At 64.9% G+C, this 25,715-nt stretch carries 16 protein-coding genes, 1 tRNA gene and 1 other RNA gene; 10 read left to right on the top strand and 8 right to left on the bottom strand.

Annotation, left to right across the window (positions count from 1 at the left end):
* Nucleotides 1-120: 120 nt before the first annotated feature.
* Complete coding sequence (locus H6A21_RS03775) at nucleotides 121-1,011, bottom strand: trimeric intracellular cation channel family protein (protein WP_204560383.1); 891 nt, start codon at nucleotides 1,009-1,011, stop codon at nucleotides 121-123.
* Between the two features lie 113 nt (nucleotides 1,012-1,124).
* Nucleotides 1,125-1,214 (bottom strand) — tRNA-Ser (locus H6A21_RS03770).
* Between the two features lie 54 nt (nucleotides 1,215-1,268).
* Here H6A21_RS03770 and tadA point away from each other — a divergent pair.
* The 6 genes from tadA to bilS all read left to right on the top strand — a co-directional run bounded on the left by tadA (nucleotide 1,269) and on the right by bilS (nucleotide 9,494).
* The gene (tadA, locus tag H6A21_RS03765) at nucleotides 1,269-3,029 is read left to right on the top strand and encodes a tRNA adenosine(34) deaminase TadA (protein ID WP_342636052.1); all 1,761 of its coding nucleotides are present in this window, start codon (nucleotides 1,269-1,271) and stop codon (nucleotides 3,027-3,029) included.
* A 501-nt stretch (nucleotides 3,030-3,530) separates the two neighbouring features.
* Nucleotides 3,531-4,769 (top strand): MalY/PatB family protein, encoded by a 1,239-nt coding sequence (locus tag H6A21_RS03760; RefSeq protein WP_204560382.1) that lies wholly within the window; start codon nucleotides 3,531-3,533, stop codon nucleotides 4,767-4,769.
* Nucleotides 4,770-4,879: 110 nt separating this feature from the next.
* Nucleotides 4,880-4,975: signal recognition particle sRNA small type (gene ffs / locus H6A21_RS03755), an RNA gene on the top strand.
* A gap of 187 nt (nucleotides 4,976-5,162) precedes the next feature.
* A complete protein-coding gene (locus H6A21_RS03750) occupies nucleotides 5,163-6,992 on the top strand; it encodes an ABC transporter ATP-binding protein (protein WP_204560380.1) in 1,830 nt (609 codons plus the stop codon).
* Complete coding sequence (locus H6A21_RS03745) at nucleotides 6,993-8,861, top strand: ABC transporter ATP-binding protein (protein WP_204560378.1); 1,869 nt, start codon at nucleotides 6,993-6,995, stop codon at nucleotides 8,859-8,861. It begins immediately after the preceding gene.
* A gap of 99 nt (nucleotides 8,862-8,960) precedes the next feature.
* Entirely contained in the window at nucleotides 8,961-9,494 is a 534-nt protein-coding gene (gene bilS / locus H6A21_RS03740) for a flavodoxin family protein BilS (RefSeq protein ID WP_204560376.1), read from the top strand.
* Nucleotides 9,495-9,629: 135 nt separating this feature from the next.
* Here the strand turns inward: bilS and H6A21_RS03735 are convergent, their stop codons facing one another.
* Nucleotides 9,630-11,849, bottom strand: a complete 2,220-nt coding sequence (locus H6A21_RS03735; protein ID WP_204560374.1) for an LTA synthase family protein — start codon at nucleotides 11,847-11,849, stop codon at nucleotides 9,630-9,632.
* A 274-nt stretch (nucleotides 11,850-12,123) separates the two neighbouring features.
* Here H6A21_RS03735 and H6A21_RS03730 point away from each other — a divergent pair, with 274 nt between their 5' ends.
* Nucleotides 12,124-13,395 carry an amidohydrolase family protein gene (locus tag H6A21_RS03730; protein ID WP_204560372.1) on the top strand — a complete coding sequence of 424 codons (1,272 nt, stop codon included), beginning with the start codon at nucleotides 12,124-12,126 and terminating at the stop codon, nucleotides 13,393-13,395.
* 109 nt (nucleotides 13,396-13,504) lie between these two features.
* Nucleotides 13,505-14,314 carry a nitroreductase family protein gene (locus tag H6A21_RS03725; protein ID WP_204560364.1) on the top strand — a complete coding sequence of 270 codons (810 nt, stop codon included), beginning with the start codon at nucleotides 13,505-13,507 and terminating at the stop codon, nucleotides 14,312-14,314.
* 177 nt (nucleotides 14,315-14,491) lie between these two features.
* On the opposite strand, the gene H6A21_RS03720 is transcribed toward H6A21_RS03725, so the two are convergent.
* Both H6A21_RS03720 and H6A21_RS03715 read right to left on the bottom strand, forming a co-directional pair.
* Nucleotides 14,492-16,531, bottom strand: a complete 2,040-nt coding sequence (locus H6A21_RS03720) for a KUP/HAK/KT family potassium transporter (RefSeq protein WP_239462636.1) — start codon at nucleotides 16,529-16,531, stop codon at nucleotides 14,492-14,494.
* A 208-nt stretch (nucleotides 16,532-16,739) separates the two neighbouring features.
* Nucleotides 16,740-19,046, bottom strand: a complete 2,307-nt coding sequence (locus H6A21_RS03715) for a class I SAM-dependent methyltransferase (protein ID WP_204560360.1) — start codon at nucleotides 19,044-19,046, stop codon at nucleotides 16,740-16,742.
* A 336-nt stretch (nucleotides 19,047-19,382) separates the two neighbouring features.
* Here H6A21_RS03715 and H6A21_RS03710 point away from each other — a divergent pair, with 336 nt between their 5' ends.
* Nucleotides 19,383-20,204 (top strand): HAD family hydrolase, encoded by an 822-nt coding sequence (locus tag H6A21_RS03710; RefSeq protein ID WP_204560359.1) that lies wholly within the window; start codon nucleotides 19,383-19,385, stop codon nucleotides 20,202-20,204.
* A gap of 753 nt (nucleotides 20,205-20,957) precedes the next feature.
* A complete protein-coding gene (locus tag H6A21_RS03705; protein WP_204560357.1) occupies nucleotides 20,958-21,146 on the top strand; it encodes a ribbon-helix-helix protein, CopG family in 189 nt (62 codons plus the stop codon).
* Nucleotides 21,147-21,250: 104 nt separating this feature from the next.
* On the opposite strand, the gene H6A21_RS03700 is transcribed toward H6A21_RS03705, so the two are convergent.
* Genes H6A21_RS03700 through H6A21_RS03690 form a run of 3 tightly spaced genes read right to left on the bottom strand, consistent with a single transcriptional unit; the run spans nucleotide 21,251 to nucleotide 25,538 of the window.
* Nucleotides 21,251-23,221, bottom strand: a complete 1,971-nt coding sequence (locus H6A21_RS03700) for an ABC transporter ATP-binding protein (protein ID WP_204560355.1) — start codon at nucleotides 23,219-23,221, stop codon at nucleotides 21,251-21,253.
* Nucleotides 23,222-25,030: an ABC transporter ATP-binding protein gene (locus H6A21_RS03695; RefSeq protein WP_204560352.1), complete on the bottom strand. Its 1,809-nt coding sequence runs from the start codon at nucleotides 25,028-25,030 to the stop codon at nucleotides 23,222-23,224.
* On the bottom strand, nucleotides 25,023-25,538 hold the full coding sequence (locus H6A21_RS03690) for a MarR family winged helix-turn-helix transcriptional regulator (RefSeq protein WP_204560350.1): 516 nt from the start codon (nucleotides 25,536-25,538) through the stop codon (nucleotides 25,023-25,025). The genes H6A21_RS03695 and H6A21_RS03690 overlap by 8 nt, the downstream gene beginning before the upstream one ends.
* Nucleotides 25,539-25,715: the final 177 nt, after the last annotated feature.

The raw sequence follows: 25,715 nt of genomic DNA, 5'->3' as shown, positions 1-25,715 counted from the left end.
CTATGAAAACGAGGGCCGCTCCTGCCGGGGTGGCCCTCGTCGTATCGTCCCGCTTGTCGAGAGTACCGGGGGCGCTCAGGCGGTGCGTCGCGTGAATGGGCAGGAGTCCCCTGTGCGGCCCTATACGTCGATGCGTCGGCGTGAGCGGGCGCGGCGGTGCTTGTGCAGCTTGTCGAGGGCTGCTTTGCGTCGCTCGTAGCGACGACGGCGATCGATGTCGGCCTGCACGCGCTCACGGCGCTCCTCGAGTTCGTCGACGGAATGGTTGGTCGTTTCGGGGCGTGCGCCGGCACGCGCTTTGCGCCGGGTGCGCGCGACCACCTCGACGAGGTCCACGTCGGCCGGGCTCTTGATGTCGAAGTGGAGTGACAGGTAGCGCAGGGCCATGGTGACCGCCACGCAGACGATGAGCGCGAAGATGTTCGAGATGCCGGCGTCGACAAGCAGCACGTAGGAGATCGCGCCGCCGATGGCGGCCACCGCGTAGAAGTTGCTGCGCTGGAAGATGGCGGGCGTCTGGCCGAGGCAGATGTCGCGCAGCATGCCGCCACCGACGGCGGTGAAGAAGCCCATCATGACGCCGATGAGCGGACCGAATCCATAGACAAGCGCCTTGTCGGCGCCCGTGGCGGAAAACAGGCCGACCGAGAAGATGTCGAATAGGGCGATGATGCGGTCCTGTTTCTCCACGACCGACGGGATGAGGAAGACGACGGCTGCCGTGATCATGGCCGCGGGCAGCGCGAGCGGCTGGTTCAGGATGTAGACATTGCCAACCTGCAGGATCATGTCGCGCAGAAGACCGCCGCCGAGGCTGCACATCACGGCAAAAAAGACCGACCCGAGCAGGTCGAGGTGCTTTTCGCGCGCGGTGAGGGCGCCGGTGATCGAGGCCGCCACGATTGCGATCATCTCGAACCCGATGGGGATGGTGACCATGCGGCCGGCGGCTCCCGAGCCGGCGACGGCTGCCATGATGGCGGGATACATGATGGTGAGCGAGGCGGTCATGCGTGGTCTTTCCGATTGAGAGCGTGCAGGTGCGGCTGTGAAACCGTCATGCCATCTTACACGGATTTGCGCATATCGACCGGGCGCGTGGTGCAGTTGTGGGGATGGGTGGGTGGCGGAGAGAGAGGGATTCGAACCCTCGGAACGCTCGCGCGCTCAACGGTTTTCAAGACCGCCGCATTCAACCGCTCTGCCATCTCTCCGTAGGATGTAATGATAGCATCGAATCCAGTGAGGTACAGAGGCGGGAGGCTTGTGTGGGCGGACGGGAAGACGACGAGCGGTTCATGCGCGAGGCGCTGGCCGAAGCGCAACTCGCGGCAGCTGAGGGCGAGGTTCCCATCGGCGCGGTCGTCGTGTATGAGGGGCGCGTGATCGCTCGCGCGCACAACCGTCGCGAGCTCGATGAGGATCCGTCCGCCCACGCCGAGTTCTCCGCCATGGTGGCCGCCGCCCGTGCACTCGGCCGTTGGCGCTTGGCGGGCTGCACGGTCTACGTCACGCTCGAACCCTGCTGTATGTGCGCTGGCCTTATGGTGAACGCCCGCATCGACCGGTGCGTCTACGGTGCGGCGGACCCCAAGGGCGGCGCGGTCGGGTCGCTCTACGATCTGAGCCGTGATGCGCGGCTGAACCATGCGTTCTCGGTCACCGCGGGCGTGCTGGAAGACGAGTGCGCCGGGGTGCTGAGGGACTTTTTCGCCGCGGCCCGGCAGCGCACGGAGTCGCGCGAGGTTCCCGATGATGTTCCTGTGCGCGCAGGGGGTCCCGTGCCACGCGCGGTCGCGCCGAAGGTGCTGCTCGCCCTCGATTCCTTCAAGGGATGCGCCTCGAGTGCGCAGGTGGAGCGCTGGGTCGCCGAGGGCGTGCGCGCGGCCTGTCCTGCGGCGCAGGTGCGAATGCTTCCCGTAGCCGATGGCGGCGAGGGTACGCTCGATGCCATCGGCGCCGCGCTCGGGGGCGTGGAGGTCCGGCTGAACGTTACCGGGCCGCTTGGCGCGCCCGTGCGTGCGCGCTACCTGTCCGGTGCGGGTGAGGCGGGAGACGTCGCGGTTATCGAGATGGCCGAGGCGGCGGGCATCGAGTTCTCGCCGCTCACGCCTGCTGCCGCGCTTGTGGCAACGACCTACGGCGTGGGCGAGCTTTTGCGCGATGCGGTCCAGCGCGGCGCCCGCACCGTGTATTTCGCCTTAGGCGGCAGCGCGACGAGCGACGGCGGTGCCGGTTTTCTCCAGGCGCTCGGTGCGTGCCTGCTTTATGCGGACGGAAAGCAGGTCGCGCCCGGCCTTGACGGGCTGGCGCAGCTCGCACGCATCGACCTTGCACCCGCATATGAGCTCGTCGGCAACTGCCGCCTCGTTGTGCTCTCCGATGTGGACAATCCGCTGGTGGGGGCGCGCGGTGCGGTGCGCACCTACGGCCCGCAGAAAGGTTTGGCATCTGATGCGGAAAACGAGGATGCCCGCGCAGCCGAGCTTGTGTGCCTCGATGCCGCTATGGTCGCCTACGGCCGCGCCCTCGATGCCGCGCGCGCCGCGGTGATGGGGGAGCGGGATGCAACAGAGGCCCTTTCGGGCAAGCGGTTCCGCTCGGTTCTCGGCGTGCCGGGTGCCGGTGCCGCCGGTGGTATGGGTGCTGCGCTCCTCGCGCTGGGCGCCGAGCTCGTTCCGGGGGGTTCGGCCGTGCTCGACCTGCTGGATTTCGATACGCACGTGGCATGGGCCGATGTGGTGATCACGGGCGAGGGGATGGTCGACGGGCAGACGGCCCACGGCAAGGCTCCCGTCGCGGTCGCTCGGCGCGCACATCGCGTCCACAAGCCGGTCGTGGCGCTCGGCGGTGGGCGTGCCGTGGACTTGGACGCCGTGTTCGAGCAGGGTGTTGACCTCGTGCTTCCCATCGTGCGCAAGCCCATGGCACTTGATGAGGCGCTCAAGCCCGAGGAGGCCGCGCTGAACCTGCGCTGCGCCGGCGAGGAGGCCGTGCGCGCCTATCTGCTGAGGGATGCTGCGCGCTAGCGGCGTTCATGATGGGGTCTCGCAACCAAGGGCGCCGCGCAGGGGCGTTTGCGCCGAGAGAAGCATGATCCATCGGGCTTTTGGCCGGGGTCGCCTTGGCTCGCGGAGGGTATGTGTCCGCCTGTTGCTCACTATTGACGGTATTAGGCTCCTGAAATAGGACCGTGCGGAAAAGCAGCCGGGACGAGCGGCACTTACCAGGGCTTTTGTCCACCGAACAGGTGCTGGTTCATAGGGGCTGCCAGATGGGGCGCCTAATATCAGAAATAATGAGCAACTCGGGGTCGGCGGGCAACCGCTTCGGTGGGGCCTTCCGCCGGGGCGGCTATCGTCTGGGAAACATTTCATGTGCTGTCTCGTTGCGGGAGATGGCGCACGGGCCTGCAGGACGCTGGTCGGATGCGACTGCGTGCATTCAGCGCCGCACATTGGGCACGCGGGGCACGAAGCTGGCTGCGTGGTACGATGCCAACCATATGACCCACATGCGAAGGGAACAACATGTCGCAGCATATCGTCTACAACTTCGATGAGATCATCGACCGTCGCCATGATCGCTGGAGCTATTCGGAAAAGTGGAGCGATTCGGCGGAGACCGCGGCGCACTGCGGCGTATCGCATATCGCCGACGACCATATCGCCCTGTTCACGGCCGATATGGACTTCCGTTGCGCGCGTCCGATCCTGGATGCGCTGCACGCCACGGTCGATCACGGCATCTTCGGCTACTCTGGCCTTGCCGGCAACGAGCGCTACTACACTGCCCTGCACGACTGGTTCGCCCGCCGCGACGGATGGGATATCGATACATCGCTAACTGCGTATTCGGCCGGTACGGTGTCGGCGCTCAACACCTGCGTGCGCGCGTTCACGGAGCCGGGCGATGCGGTGATCATCCAGCGTCCGGTGTATCCGCCGTTCACGGGTGCCGTCGAGGGCGCGGGACGCGTGGTGCTCGACAACCATCTCGTGCGCCATACGGACGCCGATTCCGAGGGCAACCTCTACTACACCATGGACTTCGAAAACCTCGAGGAGCTTGCCTCCCGCGACGATGCGCACATGCTCATCTTGTGCAACCCGCACAACCCGGTGGGTCGCGCTTGGACGGCCGACGAGCTTGCGCGCCTGGCGGACATCTGCATGCGCCATGACGTGCTGATCGTGGCCGATGAGATTCACGGGGACCTCATGCAGCCCGGGTTCACCATGGTCCATCTCGCCCAGGCGGCGCCGACAGCGCGCATCATCACCTGCACGGCGACGAACAAGACGTTTAACCTGGCCGGTCTGCCCGCGACCAACATGGTGTTCAGCTGCCTTGAGGACAAGGTGCGCTTCGGGCAGATGCGCGGTTACGCGGAACCCTCGCCGTTCGCCATCAGTGCCGCAATCGCGGCGTATGAGGAGGGAGAGGACTGGCTTGCGCAGTGTCAGGCCTACATCGCCGACAACATCAACGCGGTCATCGCGTATTTCGCCGAGCACCTGCCCGACGTGGGCGTCCGCGCGCCGGAGGGTACCTATATCCTGTGGTTCGATTTCGAGCGCCGCTGCCGTGCGCTGGGCATCGATGGAGCCGAGCTGCACCGCCGCATCTACGAGGACGCGCGCGTGCTGTTGCAGGACGGCACGAACTTCGATCCGGCGGGTGGCGAGTTCTTCCAGCGCATGGTCGTGCCGAGCCCGCGCTGCGTGCTGCTCGATGCGTGCGAGCGCATCGCCCGGGTGCTTTCGTGAGACCTGTCCACTAGCTGAGGGAGTAGGCGCGACGGGGCTTCGGGTTCCGTCGCGTCGTCTTGCCACCGGGGCGGCAAGCGGGTATGATGTCCCCTACAGCGCCTGCGCGCTCGATGGGTTCGGGTGACGATATGTTCCGAATCTGGTCAGGTCCGGGAGGAAGCAGCCATAAGGAGCCTCTGCCGGGCACCCGTTCCCATCGAGCGCACGGGCGCATTTTCATGCGTAATCGCATGGGGTATCTGCGCATTGCCTGAACTCTCGGCCGCCCCTTACGCTCACGTTACGTTTCAGGCCAGCTGGTGGCGTATGATGGCGGAACGACTTCGTTTCGTCGCCCGTCCCGTCTGGCGCCACATGCCGGTGGATTGTGCGACCAGTTAGGATCCCGGTATGCTGGAACTGCTGAAACGTTTCTCTGTCGGCTTTCGCCGCTATTTTGTCATCGGGCCCGCGTGCAAGCTGCTCGAGGTGTTCTTCGACCTGCTCACACCGCTTGTGATCGCCCGGATGATCGATGAGGGCGTTGACGGCCACGACGTCGGCGTCGTGCTGCGCTACGGCATGCTCCTTATCGTGATGGCGGTCGTGGGCATGGGCTTCACGCTCGTGTGCCAGAAGATGGCCGCTCTCGCGTCGCAGGGCATGGGCACCGCCATCCGCTCCGCCCTCTATCGCCGTATCAACGAGTTCTCGTTTGCGGAGCTCGACCGCTTCGGCACCCCCTCGCTCATCACGCGCCTCACCAACGACATCAACCAGGTGCAGCTTGCGGTGGCGCTCGGCGTGCGCCAACTCATCCGCTGGCCGTTTCTGGCGGTCGGCTCCATGGTCGCCGCGCTTCTGATCGACCTCAAGCTCGGGGTGATCTTCCTTATCTCCACCCCGCTCATCGGTCTGGTGTTCTGGTTTGTCATGGCGCGCTGCGTGCCCTACTTCAAGCAGATGCAGGCGAAGCTCGATCGCATCGGCCTCATCACGCGCGAGGGCCTGTCCGGCGTGCGCGTCGTGCGTGCGTTCGTGCGCGAGGAGCACGAGCGCCGCCGCTTCCGTACGGCGGCGTTTGAGCAGGCGGCGGTGGCCATCGCGGTCGGCAAGCTCTCGAGCATCCTGAACCCGGTGACGTTCCTCGTCATGAACCTCGGCGTGTGCGCCATCCTGTGGATGGGCGGCATCCAGGTGAACGTGGGCGACCTCACCCAAGGCGAGGTCATGGCGTTCGTGAACTACATGACGCAGACGCTGCTCTCCATCGTTTACGTGGCGAACCTCGTGGTCGTCTTCACGAAGGCAAGCGCCTCCGCCTCGCGCGTGAACGAGGTGCTGCACTGCGAGCCGAGCATCACCGATGCGGGCAACGCACCGGTCGCGCTGCCGTCCGCAGAAGACGTCGCGCGTAACGCGGCGGCGCCGGCGCTCAAGATGAATGCCGCCTGCTTCGCGTTCGGTAACGCCGAGGTGAACACGCTCGACAACGTGACGCTCGAGGTCGGGCTCGGCCAGACGCTCGGCGTCATCGGCGGCACGGGTTCGGGCAAGTCGACGCTCGTCTCGCTCATCCCGCGCCTGTACGACACGCGCTCCGGCGCAGTTGAGGTCATGGGCACGAACGTGCGTGCCTGGCCGCTTGATCAGTTGCGTCACGTGGCGGGCATCGTCCCGCAGCGCGCCTCGCTGCTCTCCGGCACCATCCGCTCCAACCTGCAGTGGCGCGACGGAGCGGCATCCGACGAGGAGCTCTGGTCGGCGCTTGAGACCGCGCAGGCCGCCGACTTCGTGCGCAAGCTCCCCGCAGGGCTCGATGCGCCCGTCGAGGCAGGCGGCAAGAACTTCTCTGGCGGTCAGCGCCAACGCCTCACGATCGCGCGCGCCCTGGTGGGAAATCCCCTGCTGCTCATCCTCGACGACTCCGCTTCGGCGCTCGACTTCAAGACCGATGCGGCGCTGCGCCATGCCGTCCGCCAGCGCTCGCGAAACGGTGCCGCCGCAGGCGGGCTGCCGCTCACCACCGTCATCGTGAGCCAGCGCGTCTCGTCGGTGCGCGACGCCGACCTCATCTGCGTGCTGTCGCACGGGCGCGTGGCCGGTTTGGGCACCCATGGGGAGCTGCTCGCCACCTGCCCGCTCTACGAGGAAATCTGTCTGTCGCAGCTGCGGCGCGAGGAGCTTGAGGGCGCGGTGGGTCCGACCCCTGCGGCGACCTTGGGAAAGGAGGGGTGCTAGATGAACCCGTATGCATCTTCCGGTTCCGTCGCGACGGTGACGGCGAGCGTTTCTGGCAACAACAATCTGAACGGCGACGAGGGCGGCGGCGCCCCGCGTGAGGACATCGGTGGGGCGCGCCTCTCTACCTGGGAGGTCACGCGCAGGCTTTTGTCCTACGTGCGCCCGCATGCCGTGTCGCTCACCGTCTCGTTTATCTCTGCGGCCATCTCGGTCGTGCTTCAGCTCTATACGCCCATCCTCATCGGTCGCGGTATCGACCTCATCATCGGCACGGGCAGCGTCGACTTCGCCGCCCTGTTCCCGCTGGTGCGCGAGTTGGCGCTCGTCGTCGTGGGCGCAGCGGCCTTCCAGTGGCTCCAGGGCTATTGCGTGAACCGCCTGTGCTACGAGACCGTGCGCGACATGCGCATCCAGGCGGATGAGAAGCTCGAGCGTCTGCCGCTGTCGTTTATCGACACGCATCCGCATGGCGACCTTATCTCGCGCGTGGTGAACGATGTCGACCAGGTGGGCGACGGCATGCTGCAGGGCTTCACCCAGCTCTTCACCGGCGTGATCACCATCGTGGGGACGCTTCTGTTCATGCTCTCCATTTCGGTCCCCATGGCCATCGTCGTAGTGCTTGTCACCCCGCTATCCGTGTTGGCCGCCTCGCTGATCGCGAAGTTCTCCAACCGCAGCTTCGCCGACCAGCAGCGCATCCAGGGCCAGCTCGGCGGTTATATCGAAGAGTACGTGGGCAACCAGCGGCTCGTGGAGGCCTTCGCCCACGGCAGTGAGGCGCAAAGCGGATTCGACGCCATCAACGGCGAGCTGTACACGGCGGGCGAGCATGCGCAGTTCTTGAGCTCGCTGTCGAACCCGGGCACGCGCTTCATCAACAACATCATCTACGCCGTCGTTGCCGTGATCGGCTGCGCGGGCGTCATCACCGGCGTGCCTGCGCCGCTCACGGTGGGCGAGGTGCAGACGTTCCTCTCGTACGCCAACCAGTATACGAAGCCGTTCAACGAGGTCACGAGCGTCATCACGCAGATTCAGACTGCGTACGCCTCGGCACGGCGCCTGTTCGCCATGCTCGACGCCACGGAGGAGACGCCCGATGCCCCCGATGCGCTCACGCTCACCGACCCGCGCGGCGAGGTGCGCTTGGAGCATGTGGACTTCAGCTATGTGAAAGACCGCAAGCTGCTGCAGGACATCTGCATCGACGCGCATCAGGGCATTCGCTTCGCGCTCGTCGGCCCCACCGGGTGCGGTAAGACGACCCTCATCAATTTGCTGCTGCGCTTCTACGATGTGGACGACGGCACGATTCTACTCGACGGGCACGATATGCGCGGCATCACGCGTGCGAGCCTGCGCCGGAGCTTCGGCATGGTGCTGCAGGACACGTGGCTGTTCGAGGGGACGGTGCACGACAACATCGCCTACGGGCGCCCGGACGCCACGCGCGAGGAGGTCGTTGACGCCGCCCGGCGCGCGCATGCCGACGCGTTCATCTCTCAGCTGCCGCAGGGGTACGACACGATGATCGGGGAGGACGGCGGGTCGTTCTCCACCGGGCAGAAGCAGCTTCTGTGCATCGCCCGTGTCATGTTGACCGACCCTGCGATCCTGCTGCTCGATGAGGCGACCTCGAGCATCGACACCCGTACCGAGCTACAGGTTCAGGAGGCGTTCGACAAGCTGATGGAAGGCCGCACGAGCTTCGTGGTGGCGCATCGCCTGTCGACGATTCGCAACGCCGACTGCATCCTCGTGATGCGCGACGGCAAGATTATCGAGCGGGGCACGCACGACGAGCTGCTCGACCGCGGCGGCGCCTACGCGGAGCTCTACAACTCTCAGTTCGCCGAGGCCTAGCGTATCGATGTCGGGGCGTCCCCGATGAGTACGCCCGACGCGGCAAAATGGGTACATAGGGTAATGGCTATAAAGTATCTACAGGGTAGGGTGAGGGAAATGACCTACGCAATCGTGTACAACAGCCGCGGGGGCAACACGAAGCTCGTGGCCGAGGGCCTGCAGAAGGCACTTGCCGAGGCGGGAGCGGAGGCGACGCTGACCGAGCTGACGACAGGCGCGGTCGCGGAGGCCTCCAAGGCCGTCGCGCAAGCGGATACGGTCCTTGCGGGCTTTTGGACCGACAAGGGAAGCTGCACCCCTGAGATGGCCGAGCTTCTCGATCGGCTCCACGGCAAGCGGGTCTTCCTGTTCGGCACCGCCGGCTTCGGCGGCGAACCAGCGTACTTCGAGCGTATTCTTACCGGTGTCGAGGAGAAGCTCCCGCAGGATGCGACATATCTCGGCGGGGCGATGTGCCAGGGCAAGATGGGTCCTGCCGTGCGCGCCCGCTACGAGGCGATGCTCGTCGACAAGCCTGGCGATGCGCGCATCGAGGCCATGATTGCCAACTTCGATGCGGCGCTCGAACATCCGAACGCAGCGGACATCGATGCCATTGCCGCGGCAGCCAAGGACGCTCTCGGTTTGTAGGATGTCCTCAAAGGGGACGGGGTAGTTTGGTGCCACTTTGGCGCGTACCGCGCGCCCAAGTGGCACCAAACTACCCCGTCCCCTTTGAGGACATCCGACCCCTGAGGAGCCGGATGTCCGTTACTTTACCGTCCGTTACTTGATCTGCGTCGTGCCCGGGTCGAGGTTCGGATCCGTCTCGTTGGCAGCCGACTGCTTGCGCTTCGTGTAGATGCTCTTGCCGTCGTAGAACATCTCGTAGTACTGAATGATTGCGTAATCCTTGCGTGCAGCGTTGGCCGCCTGGGCCGCCAGCGTATCGCCGGTGTCGTCGCCCGTCAGGTACCACGTGCCGTCAGCATCCTCGAAGCCCGTCGTGTTGATGGCGGGCAGCGCCTCGCGCAGGCTCATGAGCGCCTTCTGGTAGGTGGACAGCGGCGCACCGATGACCTCCATGAGTTTGGCACCCAGGTAGTTGACGGAGAGGTCGTCGACCTCGCTTGTCTGGTCGTTGCCGGCCACGTCGTAGTTCGCCCAGATGATGTAGTCGGTCTGCCACAGGCGCTCCTGGTGCACTGCCGGGTCCTCGTCGGTGAACCACAGGTCGTTGAACGTCGAGGGGAAGTAGGGCTGGTGGTCGCCGAAGAACACGACCACGACCTTGCGGTCGAGCTGACGGAGCTTGCCGATGAACTCGGCGAGCGCGCGGTCGGACTCCTGGATGAGCGAGATGTACTCGTTGACCTCGGCGTTGCTCATGCCGTCGATTGACAGCTCGACCCGCTTGTCGGAGGGGATGAGGTTCGTCTCGTAGCCCGAGTGGTTCTGCATCGTCACGTCGAAGATGAACTGCGGGTTGCTGTTCGACTCGAGCTGCTCGAGGATCGTGTCGTATGTGGCGCTGTCGGTCACCATGCCGCGCAGCGTCTCGGAATCCTCGAAGTCGTCGATGGAGAGAAACTCGTCGAAGCCGAAGTCCTCATAGACGTTCTCGCGGTTCCAGTTCGTGGCGTGGTTGGGGTGCATGGCGAGCGTGTCGTACCCCAGGTCCTTGAACTGCTGGGCGAGGTTGCCCACGTCGGACAGGTTGTAGATGGTGTAGGGGTACACGCCCGAGCCGAGGTTCGCCATGGAGTTGCCGGTCAAGAACTCGAACTCGGTGTTCGCGGTGCCGCCGCCATAGGCGGACACGTAGAGTGTGCCGCGCGCCAGGCAGTTCGACAGGCTCTTGAAGTAGCTGGGACCCGTGTAGTCGGCGTGCAGCATCTGGTAGATGGACAGATCGGAGAACGTCTCGTTCATGATGGCGATGACCGTCGGCTTCTCCTCGTTGAACTGGGTCTCGGCCGCAGCGCGGTCCTGGTTGGTGGCCTCATCCTCATCGTAGGCGGCGGCGTACTTGTCGACGAGCTCCTCGGCCTCGGAGACCTTGTAGCCGGCGGGCTTGGGCGGGTTGATGGTCTGCGCGCCGGAGATGAACGCGGGCAGGAAACCCTGGCGGTAGTAGCTCTCGAGCGGGCGCCACGTGTAGATGGTGATGCCGAGCGTGTTGTAGTAGTCGATGAGGGCCGCGTGCGCACCCACCGCGCCGATGAGCGCGATGCCCACGACGAGGTTGATGATGAGGCTGCGGCGGCTGCGAAGCGCGCGCGCCGGGCGCAGGCAGCCGGCCGCCTCGCAGCTCAGAAGGGCAATCGCGCAGAACGCCAGGCCGTAGAGGCAGAAGGCAGACAGCGTGTAGGTGTAGCCCGACCCGGCGACGGCGGCGGCGGTGGAGAGTGCCGACAGGTCACCCGGTGAGATGGGCATCGACTTGAACAGGATGACGAAGTACTCGGCGATGCCGATGAAGAACAGGGCGAATGCGAGGATGCCGCTCGCGACGCCGCGGCGGCCGAACAGGAAGAAGAGACCTGCGAGCAGGCCGCCCACCAGGAAGATCTCGAGCAGCAGGCACGGCGGGTAGATCCATGTGAGGTCGTGGTTCGAGGGGAGCTCGAGTGCGAGGACCGAGCAGACGGTCGCAATCAGCAGCAAGACGATGGTGGTTGCAAGAGGATGGCGGCGGATGATGGATCCGTCGGCATCATCGCCGGCGGCAGCGCTGGCGCACGTGGCGATGGCATGGCGGTTGAAGCTTGCCGCGGCACAGCCCGTGAGCGCGATGTTCGCGACCAGGGCGGACAGCACGTCATCCTGCACGAGTCCGATGCCCGACCAGACGGCGATAAACGCCTGCATCAGGAGGAACGCAACGCCCCAACCGATTGCGCCCGGCGCAAGCGTACGCTGCGCGGCGCGCGCATGCCTTACGGCACCGAGTGCGGAGGCGAGCGTGCAGATAAGGCCAACACACGTGATGATCGTCACGACCATGGTGGAAATACTCCTTTAGGCGCAAAGATGCAGTTCAGGTGATAATGCCGCGGTTATGGCATCGTCATGATCCGGTAAGAGCCAATGGTACCGAACGATTGTCGAGATTGTATCGATTCGACAAGGAGTGCACGATTGCGCGCTCGCCTTTAGGCTGCCGAAAGCTGTGCGTTGCGCCGGCGGGCGCGCGCCCCGCGCGCCCCATGGTGTATGCTCAGGCGGGCGCGGCGCCGCTGCGCTGCGGCATCAACTCTCTTACCTCAAGGGGTCGACCATGGTTGCGAACTCATTCGTCCTTGCGGGCGACATCTGCTACAGCACATCGCCCACGCAGGTTTCATGCACGCGCGACGGGTACCTCGTCTGCATCGACGGCGTGAGCGCCGGCGTGTTCGAGACGTTGCCCGATGCCTATGCATCGCTGCCGCGTCTCGACTGTACCGGGCAGCTCATCGTACCCGGTATGAGCGACATCCACCTGCATGCCCCGCAGTACGCGTTTCGCGGTATCGGCATGGACCTCGAGCTCATCGACTGGCTGGATTCCCATGCGTTTCCCGAGGAAGCGCACTATGCGGACCTGGCGTATGCCGAGCGCGCCTACGGCATCTTCGTCGAGGATCTGAAACGCTCCGCCACCACGCGCGCCGTGGTGTTCGCGACCCTGCACGTCCCGGCGACCGAGCTTCTGATGGACAAGCTCGAGCAGACGGGCCTTATCACCTATGTGGGCAAGGTCAACATGGATCGCAACTCGCCGGACGACCTGCGGGAAACCCGTGAGGAGTCCGCCCGTGCGACGCGCGTGTGGGCAGAGCGCACAGCGGGGCGCTACGCGCGGACACGGCCCATCATCACGCCCCGGTTCACCCCGAGCGTCAGCGATCCCCTGATGGCCGATCTTGCCGCCATACGCGAGGAGTTCGACCTGCCCGTGCAGAGCCATCTGTCCGAGAACCTCTCGGAGATCGACTGGGTGCGCGAGCTGTGCCCCTGGTCCAGCTGCTATGCGGACGCCTATGGGCATTTCGGCCTGCTCGGCCCCCAGACGATCATGGCCCACTGCGTGCATTCAGGCGATGAGGAGATCGAGCTTCTGCGCGCAAGCGGCACCTATGTCGCGCACTGCCCGCAGAGCAACGCCTATCTGGCAAGCGGCATCGCGCCGGCGCGCCGGTATCTCGAGCGCGGCGTGAACATGGGTCTGGGCACCGATATCGCCGGTGGGGCCTCGCTGTCGATGTTTCGCTGCATGGCGGATGCCGTCGCCGCCTCCAAGCTGCGGTGGCGCCTGGTCGACCAGAGCCTGGCGCCGCTGACCGCGCAGGAGGCCTTCTGGCTCGCCACCGTCGGCGGCGGATCGTTCTTCGGGCAGGTGGGCTCGTTTGCACCTGGCTACGAGCTCGATGCGCTCGTGCTCGATGATGCGGGTATCCGCACCCCGCACGAGCTGGGGATTTGGGAGCGCGTGGAGCGCTATATCTACCTTGCCGAAGAAGGGGGCGCCATCGCGCGCAAGTTCGTCGCGGGTCGCGTGGTCATCTAGCGGCGCGCGCCTGTCCACTTGCGGCCCGTTTCCATCCGCCGCGCCTGCTATTGCAGCAGACCTATACTGATACCCATCGTGCCGATACGAAGGCGAGAGGAGAGGTCCCATGAACGATACCTGCACGCCGTACGCCAACGAGGTGCTCGCGGTGATCGAGCAGCGCAGCTCGACGCGCGCGTTCGCGCCGGATACGCCCGTGACGGATGCGCAGCGCGAGGCCGTGCTGCACGCGGCGTCGCGCGCGCCGTCGGCGGGCGCCATGATGATGTACTCGATCATCGACATCCGCGAGCAGGCCACGTTCGACCGCCTGGCCGTGCTCTGCGACAACCAGCCCATGATCGCGAAGGCCCCCTGGGCGCTCGTCTTCGTCGTCGACTACTGCAAGTGGATTGACCTGTTCGAGCACGTGGGCTGCTTCACGCCCGAGTTCGTGGCGCGCACGGGCAAGCAGCCGCGTCGCGAGCCGGGTCTCGGCGAGTTCGCCATCGCCGCACAGGATGCCGTCATCGCCGCTCAGAACGCCGTGGTCGCCGCCGAGGCGGTGGGCCTCGGGAGCTGCTACATCGGCGACATCGTGGAGTGTGCCGAGGAGGTGCGCGCGCTGCTCGATCTGCCCGAGCACACGCTTCCGCTCTCGATGCTCATCCTGGGCGCGCCCGCCAAAGACCGCCCCGCCACACCGCACCCCACGGTGAACCTCGTCATGTCCGAGCGCTATCGGCGCTCCGATGCGGCCACGCTTGACGCCCAGGTGGCCGAGATGGACCGGATGTTCCGCCCCCATGCGAGCGCGCCGGGCGAACGCGTCATCGATATCTACACCCGCAAGCACACCTCCGACTTCATGGTCGAGATGGGCCGCTCCATGGAGCTGTGGCTCAAGAATTGGATGGGGAAGGAGCTGCGCGCCTAAACCTGCGCCCAGCTCCGTTTGTCCTCATCGGGGACGGTGTTGTTTGGTGCCACCTAGCCCGGGCTAGGTGGCACCAAACAACCCCGTCCCCGATGAGGACAAGAACAAAAGCGCGCCCGCCGCCAACGATGGCGACGGGCGCGCTTCATGTCATGCGCATGGGTGCCGTTTGCGCTGCTACTCGGTTTCCGGGTAGATGCGCTTCAGGCGGTCGACGGTCTTGAACTTGGTGAACAGCGGTACGTACTCGTAGATGACGTTGGAGTTCTCCAGGCCGTACCACTGCACCGGCGAGCCCGCATGGCGGCGGATCGCGTACTTGAGGGCGATGGCGGAGCGCTCGCTCGGGTCGACGTCGGACTCGGGTGCAAGCGTCTTGTAGACCATGCAGAAGCGGAACGAGCCGATGGGGCCGGGCGTCTTGTAGACGGAGTAGTCGCTCTTCTGCGCCGGCAGCTCGCCGGAAGCGGACAGGTCGCCCACGACCTGGCGCAGGTAGGCGTTCACGCGCTGGTTGACCTTATAGCCCAGGTAGAACGTCACGCGGAACACGTAGTCGGTGCCGAAGTTCTCGACGGAGTACTCGAAGGTGTGCGGCTCGTCGGTCACCTGAACGTTCAAGAACCAGTAGGCCTGCGCCCGCTTGGGATGCTTGTCGAAGATCGAGTACAGGATGTCGCGGTCCAGGTAGTCGGGACGCGGGTTGTTCGTCAGGTAGACGAGGTTGTCGCACAGCTTGTCGTAGGTCTCGTCGTGGCGCAGACGGTTCAGCTGGTCGAGATAGTCGTGGATGGGCAGCAGGTTCGCCTGGCGACGCTCCACGCGGCTGCCGTTGTACCAGCTGATCATGATGGCCATGATGAGGGCCGCCAGCAGGATGGTGAAGTAGCCGCCGTGGAAGAACTTCGTGAGCGAGGAGAAGAAGAAAAAGCCCTCGAGCGCGACGAAGAACACCACGAAGATGAACGGAAGCACCTTCACGTGGCGGATCTTATGCAGGTAGAAGAACAGCAGCAGCGTGGTGCAGATCATCGTGATCGTGATGGCCAGGCCGTAGGCCGCCTCCATGTGCGCGGAGGATTGGAAGAGCAGCACGACGACGATGCAGCCGACCCACATGACGTTATTGACCATGGGGATGTAAAGCTGGCCTTTGGTCTCGGCCGGGTAGAAGACCTGCATGTGCGGCATGAGGTCCAGGCCGCTCGCCTCGGAGACGAGCGAGAACGCGCCGGTGATGAGGGCCTGCGAGGCGATGATGGCCGCGCAGGTGGAGAGGATGACGCCGAACGGGCGAATCGCGTCGGGCAGCATCTGGAAGAACGGGTTCAGGTCGGTGATGGGCAGAAGCTCGACGTTGCCGGCGTTCGCGAGCAGCCAGGCGCCCTGACCGAGATAGGACAGGATGAGGCAGATCTTCACGAACGGCCAGGTGGCGTAGATGTTGCCGCGGCCGACGTGGCCCATGTCCGAATAGAGCGCCTCGGCGCCGGTCGTGGCGAGAAAGCAGCTGCCCAGGATCATGACGCCCGCGTGGTTGTTGGGCGAGAACAGGAACATGATGCCGCGGATGGGGTTGAACGCCTGCAGGACGATGGGGTTGCCCAGTACCTGCATGAGGCCGGAGATGCCCAAAAACAGGAACCAGAACGTCATGACCGGGCCGAACGCGCGGCCGATCTTGGAGGTGCCGGCGCGCTGCACCATAAACAGGATGCAGACGATGACGAGGGTGATGATGACGACGTTCATCTGGTTGTCGCCCATGATGGCGTGCACCTCGGGGATGGTGCGCAGACCCTCGATAGCGGTGGTGATGGTCACCGCGGGGGTGAGGACGCCGTCGGCGAGCAGTGCGGATCCGCCGAGCATGGCGGGGATGATGAGCCATTTGGCTCCGCGGCGAACGATGCTGTAGAGGGCGAAGATGCCGCCTTCGCCGTGGTTGTCGGCGCGCAGCGAGATGAGGACGTACTTCACCGTGGTGAGCAGCGTCACCGTCCAGATGACGAGTGACAGGGCGCCGAGGATGAACTCCTCGGTGACAGACATGATGCCGCCGTTGCCGGCGAGCAGCGCCTTGGTGACGTACATGGGCGAGGTGCCGATGTCTCCGTACACGACGCCCAGAGTGACCAGCATCGCCCCGATGCTAATCGGGATTTCATGCGCGTGCCCGGTATCAGAACCGGCACGCCGTCCTAGGGAAGAACCCATGATGAACATAACTCCTTGTGGTATACGACGTTACTTGGGAACACATTATACGTAGACGCGCTGCGAGTTGTATGTAAGGAGTACCAGTTGTTCCGGTGTGTCCTTCAGGGGGACGGGGCAGTTTGGTGCCATCGCGCGCCGGCTCGGCGCGCGATGGCACCAAACTGCCCCGTCCCCCTGAAGGACACACCCCGGCCGAATACAGCTGCTACGCGCGGCGGACCAGGTAGCAGTGGTGGATCTTGCCGTTGCGGGAGAAGTCCTCGGGGATGGTCTCGGCTGTGATGTCCTCGACCGAGACGCCTGCCGCGGCAAGCTCGTCGAGCGCGGGCTTGAAGGTGCGCAGGTTGCACGAGAAGATCGCGAGACCGCCCGGCGTGAGCAGGTCGGCCAGGCAGGTGAGGAGCCACACGTGGTCGCGCTGCACGTCCCAAGTGCGCTCGCCCATCTTCGACGAGTTGGAGAACGTCGGCGGGTCGCAGAAGATGAGGTCCCAACTGCGGTGCGCGCGCCTGGCATCGTCGATCCACGCGAGCACGTCGGCGCGCACGAACTCATGCGCGCGGCCGGTGAAGCCGTTGAGCTCCATATTGCGGCGCGCCCAGTCCAGGTAGGTGTTCGAGAGGTCGACCGTGGTGGTGCGCTCGGCACCGCCGTCTGCGGCGTAGCAGGTCGCGGTGCCCGTGTAGGCGAACAGGTTGAGGAAGCGCCGGCAGCCCTGCGCGCGCTGACGCACGAGGTCGCGGGTCACGCGGTGGTCCAAGAAGATGCCGGTGTCGAGGTAATCGTTGAAGTTGACCGAGAACGTTAGGCCACCCTCCTGGATGAGCGGGCTTGAAGCATCGGTTGAGGCGCCGCCGCGGTTGCGCGACCCGGCGCCGGCATACTGCGAGCCGCCGCGCGAACGGGTGCGCGATCGCGCCGCCACATGGTCGGGTTCGACGCCGAGCACGCGCGAGGCGATGGCGAGCATATCGAGCAGGCGCGCCTGGGCGAGCTCGGGGTCGACTGAGCGCGGGGCGGCGTACTCGGCGATCACGAGCCACCGGCCCGGTGTGGCGGCAGAGCCCTCGTACAGGTCGATGGCCGCGGCATAATCGGGCAGGTCGGCGTCGTAGACGCGATAGCACGTGACGCCGGTGCGCTTCGCCCACTTGCGGCGCAGGCGGGCGACCTTCTTCAGACGCGCGGCGAACTGGTCGGATTCTGGAATGAGCACGGGGATGGGGGAGCCATCGCCCACGTCGACCGTGGCGCGCGGCGTGGCGGAGGCGTCATCGTCGCGCGCTCCGTCGCCGGCGGGGGAGGGGGCCGCCGCGGCGTCGCCCGTGGCCTCGGCCCCAAAGACCAGCAGGCGCGCCGGGTCGTTGTTCGGCCTGATGCGGATATGGGCGATGGCGTCCTCGCCGAGTGTTCGCTCGAGCAGATCGGTGCGCTCAAGTGCGACAAGGGGCAGTGCTGCGGTTTCGGGCGCATCGCGCAGATCCTGCAGCAGCGTGAGCGTACGGCTCATGCGGGAAAGGGCGATATCGGTGGTGTCCGCCACGATGGTGCCGGCCAGAACGGGTGCTATGGCATCGTGGCGGTTGAGGCCGAGTTTGGATAGCAGCTTGTCGGCGTTCGCCTGCGTGAAGATGACCTGCTGGTCGAGGTGGGAGCTTTTGAGGATGCGCCGCGCGAGGGCGACGGCCTGCTGGTCGCTGTCGGTGGCGACGATGCGGATCGCGCCGCAGCGACACTCATGTGCGCGGGCATCGGCGAGCAGCTTGGTCCAGGCGATGGGGTCGTGCGCAGCCCAGCTGGTGAAACCCCAGAACTCGCGGCGCGCGCCCGGGGCGCGGCCGGCTGCGATGGAGGCCGCTTCGAGGACGATGCCGCCGCCAGCGCAGCAGGCGTCGATCAGGACGCAGGGCGCGTTGGTGTCCGCGGCGGTGTGGCAGGCGTCGGCCCATTTCGCCTGGGCGAGGGCGAGTGCGGCGTAATCGGGACGCAGCACATGGGCACCGCCGGCACGCGTGGCGTCGCGCGGCAGCCGGCGGAACAGCGCATCGCCGGACAGGTCGAGCTGGATGCTCGCGCGCTCGCCGCGCAGCGTCAGGGTGACGTGCGCGTCGGGGTGCTCGGTGTCCACGTCGGCGCGGGCGCCGGTCTCGTCGGCCAGCCGGTCGCAGATGGCGTCCTTCACGCAGAGCGAGGCGTAGCGGGTGTTGCGCAACTCATCGTTCGTGCCACGTGCCGAGACGGCGATCGTCGACCCGCGGCGCAGGATGTCCTCCCACGCGATGTCATAGGTGCCGTCATACAGGTCGCGCGCGTCGCGGCAGCCGAAGCGTCCTACGACCACGAGCACGCGGCTCGCCAGGCGCGACCACAGGCACACGCGCTCGGCGTTGAGCGGCTCGCCCTCGAACGACACGCGGCCCTTGAGCTTGCGAACGCGCGGGGTTCCCAGGGAGCGCAGCTCGTCGGCGAGGGCGGACTCAAAGCCTTCGGGGCAGCTTGCGTAGAACTCCATGGGAAACCTTTCGAACGTATGCGGCGGCATGCCTGCGTGCGCCACTGTGCCGAGGTGCAGGAGCAGCCGAATCGCGCGCATCGCCGCCGCGTGCTGGGAATATGTTCTTCGCATCATAATATGCTGGCGCGCGGTGGCGAACCTGCGCAGGTAAGACCGTGGGAAATCCGCACTATGCACGTGGCGCGGGGAATGTGAGATAAGAGGGCAAGCGCCCAGGCCCGCCGTTTGCTCAAGCTAAAACGCCGGAACATCCCGTACAAAACCAAAGTGGCTCATGCTCCTACGCATATCGCCGTCATATAATGGCGCGCAGTCAAGAAAGGACGGATGCGCATGCAGGGCAACGACGCGAACGCGGTTATCTTTTTCGACGTCGACGGCACGATCGTCTGGCATGATCCGGCGAACAACGCGGCGGAAAACGTCGCCCGGGCCCGCCCGTCTGCCGCGGTCGCCGATGCGTTCGCGCGTCTGCGGGCACGCGGCCATGCGGCCATCATCTGCACCGGTCGCCCGCTCTGCCTGGTGCAGCAGCCGCTGCTCGACTTGGAGCCCGCCGGCCTCGTGCTTTCCGCTGGCGCCTGCCTTTACATGGACGGGCGCGTCATCGAGGAGCGCATGATTGACGAGCAGCTCCTCGTCGAGACGCTTCTGCGCTTCACCGACCTCGGTATCGAGGCTGTGTTCGAGGGAACGAACACCTTCGCGGCCTACCTGCCGAACGGCGGCGATTACACCGACATCCCGGGCACCGTGGTCACGCACTCGCTGGAGGAGATGCGCGACCTCACGGATATGCGCTTCAGCAAGTTCTCCTTCACAAACGACATGCTGCCGAAGCTCGCGCAGATCTCCGATTTCATCGATGCGCATTACGGGCGCTACGATCTGGGCCTCGGCACCGGCGAGTGCACCCTGCTCGGCGTCGACAAGGGCGCGGGCGTTCGCTCGGCGCTCTCGTATCTGCAGCACGGCGTCCACAACACCTATGCGTTCGGCGATTCCGAGAACGACCTGCCGATGCTGCGTGCGGTGGAGACGCCCGTCGCCATGGGCAACGCCCTCGATTCGGTCAAGGCGATGGCGGCATATGTGACCGATACGGCGGAGCACGATGGCGTCGCCACCGGCCTTGAGCACTTCGGCCTCGTGTAGGGCATCCGACACATTCTAGTTGGCTGGATCCACATGTGAAGAATGGTCATGCGGAGCGCTTCTGTGGGCTGCCGTCCATGACAAACAACCGGGGAGCCTCGGGCGGCACCTGCTCTCAAGCCCTGCGTAATCCATCCCCGGTCAGGTCCCGAATAGGTTCGTGAAAGAATGCGACAGGCATTTTGTCGGCCACTTCCGAATGGGCATCAAGGGATCGCATCTACGCTTGCAACACAACGCTCAAACAGCGTTGAACTGCAAGATAATTAGTTTTACCATATAAAGTAATACTAAAGGTAGGGGGTGCCCATGCGTTCCAGACCGATAGTAGCTTCCCATGCTTACCAGCATGGATTAAGCAAGCAAGACATTTTGCATGTATGGCGAAATGCGTATAAGGAGCACGTACGCCATGGTCCGTATCCTCCGCAGCACGTCATGATTGGGCCGGACGCAACAGGGCATGATATTCAGCTGGTTGCCGTATGGAACGAGGAAAAGGAACGATGGGTCATCTTTCATGCGATGAGGGCGACAAATAAGGTGAGGAAAGCACCCGGTCTTCTGTGAGGTGAGGCGAATATGGCGAAGATAAAACCGTTTCACACTGAAGACGGAACGGAACTAACAGAGGAGCTGCTAGATAAGCTGGCGGCGCCGTGGGATCGTGGTGAGATACCGGAGGGCGAATGGGGCCCTGTCTTTCTCGGCCCCGGGTCTCCCGGCGGTCCCACGAAGCGCGAATGGCGCCGCATGCACGCGACGCCTCCGGGGCGCCCGCCCCTGTCTGAGGACGAGCCTTCTGCGGTCGTCACGTTCAAGATGCCCCGGTCGCTTGTCGACTACGTGAAGCGGGCGGCGGATGCCTGCGGCCAGACGAAGTCGAAGTTCATCCGCGAGGCGGTGTTGGAGAAGGCGCGCAAGGTGCTCGGCTCCGAGTAGGCCAGCGCGACAAGAAAAGCGGCGCGCACCCGGAGGGCCATCGGCCGAAGGGTGCGCGCCGCTTCCCATATGCGACGGTCGCGTCGCTGCGAAGATCTACTCGCTTACTCGAGCTCGAAGGCGCCCGTGTAGAGCTGGTAGTACGTGCCGCGCTTGGCGATCAGCTCGTCGTGGCTGCCGCGCTCGATGATGCGGCCGTGGTCGAGCACGATGATCGCGTCGGAGTTGCGGACGGTCGACAGGCGGTGCGCAATCACGAACGTGGTGCGGCCGCTCATGAGGGCGTCCATGCCCTTTTGGACGATCGCCTCGGTACGGGTGTCGATCGAGGAAGTTGCCTCATCGAGGATCATGACCGGCGGGTCGGCGACGGCTGCGCGCGAGATCGAGAGCAGCTGGCGCTGGCCCTGCGACAGGTTCGAGCCGTTGTCAGTCAGCATCGTGTTGTAGCCCTCGGGCAGGCGCTCGATGAAGCCGTGTGCGCCGGCGAGCTTGGCCGCGGCGATGCACTCCTCGTCGGTGGCGTCCAGACGTCCGTAGCGGATGTTGTCCATGACGGTGCCGGTGAACAGGTTCACGTCCTGCAGCACCATGCCGAGCGAACGGCGCAGGTCGTCCTTCTTGATCTTGTTGATGTTGATGCCGTCGTAGCGGATCTTGCCGTCGGCGATGTCGTAGAAGCGGTTGATGAGGTTCGTGATGGTCGTCTTGCCCGCGCCGGTGGCGCCCACGAAGGCGATCTTCTGGCCGGGCTTCGCCCACACGCTCACGTCATGCAGCACGGTGTGGCCGGGCTTGTAGCCGAAGTCGACATGCGACAGGCGCACGTCGCCCTGGAGCGGCACGAGCTCGCAGGTGCCGTCGGCATGCGGGTGCTTCCAGGCCCAGCGACCGGTCTGGCGACCGCTCTCGACCTCGACGAGCTGGCCGTTCTCCATCTTGGCGTTCACGAGCGTGACGTAGCCCTCGTCGGCTTCGGGCTGCTCGTCCATGAGCTCGAAGATGCGCTCCGCGCCGGCAAGGCCCATGACCACGGCGTTGATCTGCTGGGAGATCTGGCCGATCTGGCCGGCGAACTGCTTGGTCATGTTCAGGAACGGAACGGTCACGGCGATAGAGAAGCCGAGGCCCGAGATGGACAGGTTCGGCACGCCCGTGGCGATGAAGATGCCGCCGGCGAGCGCCACGATGACATACATCAGGTTGCCGAGGTTCATGAGGATCGGGCCGAGCGTGTTGGTGTACATGTTCGCGGCGCGGCTCGCGCGGAACAGCGCCTCGTTGCGCACGTCGAAGTCGGCCTGGGCGGCGTCCTCATGGCAGAAGACCTTCACGACGCGCTGGCCGTTCATGATCTCCTCGACATGTCCCTCGACGACGCCGATCTCGCGCTGCTGCGCCACGAAGTTGCGGGCGGAGCGGCCGCCGAGCGTCTTGGTGGTGTTGGCCATCACGAACACGCCGATGAGCACGACAAGCGCCATCCACACGCTGTAGTAGACCATGACGAACACGACGGAGAAGCAGGTGATCACGGTCAGCGTGATGTTGGGCAGCGACTGCGAGATCATCTGGCGCAGCGTGTCGATATCGTTGGTGTAGTAGCTCATGATATCGCCGCGCTGGTGCTGGTCGAAGTAGCTGATGGGCAGGTCCTGCATGTGGTCGAACAGGCGCTCGCGGAACTTCTCCAGCGAGCCCTGCGTGATGATGGCCATCATGCGGGTGTATACGGTGGTCGAGGTCAGCGCGATGACGTACACCCCCACGAGCGCGAGGGTGATGCCGCCGATCTGGCCGGCGACGGCGCTCCAGTCGCCGGTCTGCCAGTGGGCGGTCACGACCTCGAGGGCCCGCTGCATGAACATGGCGGGCACGGCCGAGAGCACGGCCGAGACGATGATGCACACGAACACGATCGGCAGCATCTTGGGATAGAACTGGAACAGGGTCTTGATGAGGCGCACGAGCGTCTTGCCGCGCCCGCCCTGCTTGCCGTCGGCAGGCTTCTGGCGGCCGGCGACGTTTTGGCGCTTGGCCTCGTATTCCTTCTTGGCGTCCTCGTTCACGCTCATCTACGCGACACCCCCTTCCGTGGTCTGGACATCCGTCGCGGGCTGCCCTGCCGGCTGCTCCGTCGCGGATCCATCCTCTCCGTCTGTACGGTTCTGCTGGATATAGGTATCGCGGTAGATGTCGCACGTCCGCATGAGCTCCTCATGCGTGCCCAGGCCCGCGATGTGGCCGTTGTCCAGGATCAGGATGCGGTCGGCGTGCTCGACCGAGCTCGTGCGCTGCGCGATGATGATCTTGGTGGTATCGGGCAGGTACTGCGCCAGGCCCTCGCGGATGAGCGCATCGGTCTTGGTGTCGACGGCGCTCGTGGAGTCGTCGAGGATCAGCACCTTCGGGCGCTTCAGCAGTGCGCGCGCGATGCACAGGCGCTGCTTCTGGCCGCCGGACACGTTCGTGCCGCCCTGCTCGATATAGGTGTCGTACTTCTGCGGGAAGCCCTGGATGAACTCATCGGCCTGCGCGAGCTTGCAGACCTCTACGAGCTCGTCGTAGGAGGCGTTCGGGTTGCCCCAGCGCAGGTTCTCCTTGATGGTGCCGGAGAACAACACGTTTTTCTGCAGCACGACGGCCACGTTGTTGCGCAGGTACTCGAGGTCGTAGTCGCGCACGTCCACGCCGCCGACCTTCACGGAGCCCTCGGTCACGTCGTACAGGCGGCTGATGAGGTTCACGAGCGAGGTCTTGGCGGAGCCGGTGCCGCCCATGATGCCGAGCGTCTCGCCGCTCTTGATGTGCAGGTCGATCTCGGCGAGCGCGCGGTGCTCGGCCTTCTCGGAGTACTTGAACGTCACGTCGTCGAAATCGATGGAGCCGTCGCGCATGTAGGTGACGGGGTGCTCCGGGTTCTCGATGGTCGGCTCGGTCTCGATCACCTCGACGATGCGCTCGGCGCTCTCCTGGGCCATGGTGATCATGGCGAAGACCATGGAGACCATCATGAGGCTCATGAGGATCATGAAGCCGTAGGTGGTCAGCGCGGAGAGCTGGCCGACGTTCAGCAGCGTGCCCTGGCTGGAGATGATGAGCCAGGAGCCGAACTGGATGATGACGACGAACACGACGTCGACGGCGAAGTTCATCATCGGGGCGTTGAGCGCGAGGATCTTCTCGGCGCGCGTGAAGTCGGCGCAGACGTCCTGGGCGGCGACGCCGAACTTCTTCTTCTCGAAGTCCTGGCGCACGTAGCTCTTCACGTCGCGCATGCCCGTGACGTTCTCCTCGATGGACTCGTTCAGCGCGTCGTACTTATGGAACACCGCGCGGAAGATGGGGTGCACGGTGCGCACGACCTTGAACAGGCCGAAGCCGAGGAGCGGTACGATGATGACGAAGACGAACGCGAGCGGACCGCCCATGATGAAGGCCATGACGACGCCGCAGATGAGGATCAGCGGGCAGCGCACAGCGGTGCGGATGATCATCATGTAGGCGAGCTGCACGTTGGTGATGTCCGTGGTCAGGCGCGTGACGAGCGAGGAGCTCGAGAACTGATCGATGTTGGCGAAGCTGAAGCGCTGCACCGCGGCGAATACGTCGTGGCGCAGGTTCTTGGCGAAACCGCAAGCAGCCTCAGAGCACGTGACGCCCGCGCCGATGCCGAAGGCGAGTGAGGCGAGCGCCATGGCCACGAGGATGCCCGCGTAGGGCAGCATGGCGGAGATATCCGCTCCATTCTGGATCGCATCGATGAGCTGAGCGGTCACGAAGGGGATGGCGACCTCCATGACCACCTCGCCCGACACGATGACGGGGGTGGCGATCGACGCTTTCTTGTAATCGCGGATGCTCCCCATGAGAGTTTTAATCATCCATTTCCTCCCAATGTTTGCGAATCGTATCGAGGGTCTCGACGAGATGCTCCTGCTCTGCAGCCGAGATGCACGAGAACGCGCGCTGGCGGAAGCGCTTTCTGGCTTCCTGCTCGCGAGCGGCCTCCTCGGAACCCTTCTCGGTCAGGCGGATGAAAAGCTGACGTCGGTCTTCGGGATTGCGCGTACGCTCGATGAGGCCGGCGTTCTCGATCTTGGCGAGAATCTCGGAGAGCGAGCCGGGGCGAAGCTCGAAATAGGCGCCGAGCTCCTGCTGCGACATCTGGCCGTCGTTTTTGGCGAGCAGGCAGATGATGGCCGCCCTGCCGGAACGGCCGCCGCTATGGAAGTGCAGGTAATGGCTGAAATAGCCAAGATCCCACAGCAGGCGCCGGGCCCGGGCTTCCTCGGGCGTGTCGTTCGGCTGCGGCTTATCGGCCGGCGCACGGCGGCTACCGAAGCCCTTGGCGGAGCTGCCGTCGGGGCCGGGTTCCGTGCTGACACACATGCGGTACTCCTTTCTTTTTTTTCGCGGGTAATCTGGTTCGATCGAAAAAGATTACTACGGCGAAACTGAAAGTCAAGGTACCGAATAATTAGGTGTACGAAACGTTACATCCCCACTATGTCTTCATTGGGGACGGGGTAGTTTGGTGCCACTTGGGCGCGCGATACGCGCCCAAGT

Origin of the sequence: Collinsella tanakaei (genome assembly GCF_016902615.1) — a bacterium.
In the GTDB taxonomy this organism is placed as follows: domain Bacteria; phylum Actinomycetota; class Coriobacteriia; order Coriobacteriales; family Coriobacteriaceae; genus Collinsella; species Collinsella tanakaei_A.
This window is presented reverse-complemented; position numbering and strand designations above follow the sequence as displayed.